Source organism: Candidatus Protofrankia californiensis, assembly GCF_900634765.1.
Classification (GTDB): domain Bacteria; phylum Actinomycetota; class Actinomycetes; order Frankiales; family Frankiaceae; genus Protofrankia; species Protofrankia californiensis.
Window position 1 is genome coordinate 16,330 of record NZ_CAAAFT010000163.1, and the last position, 1,669, is coordinate 17,998.

General features: G+C 65.8%; 1 protein-coding gene. It reads left to right on the forward strand.

Annotated elements, in window-relative coordinates; translation table 11 throughout:
* The first annotated feature begins 160 nt into the window (after positions 1–160).
* On the forward strand, positions 161–1,585 hold the full coding sequence (gene sufB / locus DD1DGNOD_RS26740) for a Fe-S cluster assembly protein SufB (RefSeq protein ID WP_131766223.1): 1,425 nt from the start codon (positions 161–163) through the stop codon (positions 1,583–1,585).
* Positions 1,586–1,669 lie beyond the last annotated feature (84 nt).

Sequence of the window (1,669 nt, forward strand, 5' to 3'; positions counted from 1 at the left end):
CGGTCCACCCAGGGGATCCGGTCCACCCAGGGGATCCGGGCGCACCCGAACCGCCCGTACCGCCCGCGGTGTCGCGCTCCTCACCAGTCGGTTCACCGACGTCCGCCCCACCTGTTTCCACGTCCCCCGCCACTCTCACCTCCTCGGAGGGTCCTGCCATATGACCACAACTCCCGAGACCGAGATCGACAGTCGGCTCGAAGGACTGGGTTCCTACAAGTTCGGCTGGTCCGACACGGACGCGTATGCGGCGACCGCCGAGCGCGGATTGTCCGAGGCGGTCGTCCTCGGCATCTCGGCCAAGAAGAGCGAGCCGGAGTGGATGACCCAGCTTCGGCTCAAGGGTCTGAAGCTGTTCGGCCGCAAGCCCATGCCCACCTGGGGCGCGGACCTGTCCGGGATCGATTTCGACAACATCAAGTATTTTGTCCGTTCGACCGAGAAGCAGGCGGAGACCTGGGACGACCTGCCGGCGGACATCCGCAACACCTACGACAAGCTCGGCATCCCCGAAGCCGAGAAGCAGCGTCTGGTCTCCGGCGTGGCGGCCCAGTACGAGAGCGAAGTCGTCTACCACAAGATCCGTGAAGATCTTGAGGAGCAGGGCGTCATCTTCCTCGACACCGACACGGGCCTGCGGGAGCACCCGGAGGTATTCCAGGAGTACTTCGGTTCGGTCATCCCGGTCGGCGACAACAAGTTCGCCGCGCTGAACACCGCGGTGTGGTCCGGCGGCTCGTTCATCTACGTCCCGCCGGGCGTGCACGTGGAAATCCCGCTGCAGGCGTACTTCCGCATCAACACCGAGAACATGGGCCAGTTCGAGCGGACCCTGATCATCGTTGACGAGGGTGCCTACGTGCACTACGTCGAAGGCTGTACCGCGCCGATCTACTCCTCGGACTCGCTGCACTCCGCGGTCGTGGAAATCGTCGTGAAGAAGAACGCCCGCTGCCGGTACACGACCATCCAGAACTGGTCGAACAACGTCTACAACCTGGTGACCAAGCGGGCCGCCTGCCAGGCCGGCGGCACCATGGAGTGGATCGACGGGAACATCGGTTCCAAGGTGACGATGAAGTACCCGGCCGTGTGGCTGCTCGGCGAGCAGGCCAAGGGCGAGGTCCTCTCGATCGCCTTCGCCGGCGCCGGCCAGCACCAGGACGCCGGCGCGAAGATGGTGCACGCCGCGCCGCGGACGTCGTCCACGATCGTGTCCAAGTCGGTGGCCCGCGGCGGTGGCCGCACGTCCTACCGCGGTCTGGTCCAGATCAAGGAAGGCGCGCACAACTCGCGGGCGACGGTGAAGTGCGACGCCCTGCTGGTCGACACGGTCAGCCGGTCGGACACCTATCCCTACGTCGACGTCCGGGAGGACGACGCGTCCATCGGGCACGAGGCCACCGTGTCCAAGGTCGGGGAGGACCAGCTCTTCTACCTGATGAGCCGCGGGTTGTCCGAGGACGAGGCCATGGCCATGGTCGTGCGCGGGTTCGTCGAACCGATCGCCCGTGAACTGCCGATGGAGTACGCCCTCGAGCTCAACCGGCTGATCGAGCTGCAGATGGAAGGCGCGGTCGGCTGATGGTGACAGCTCCCGTCCACAACGGTTCGCCGGACGGATCGTCCGCCGGTACCGGTGTTGGTAGCACCGCGACCGTGCCGGTAC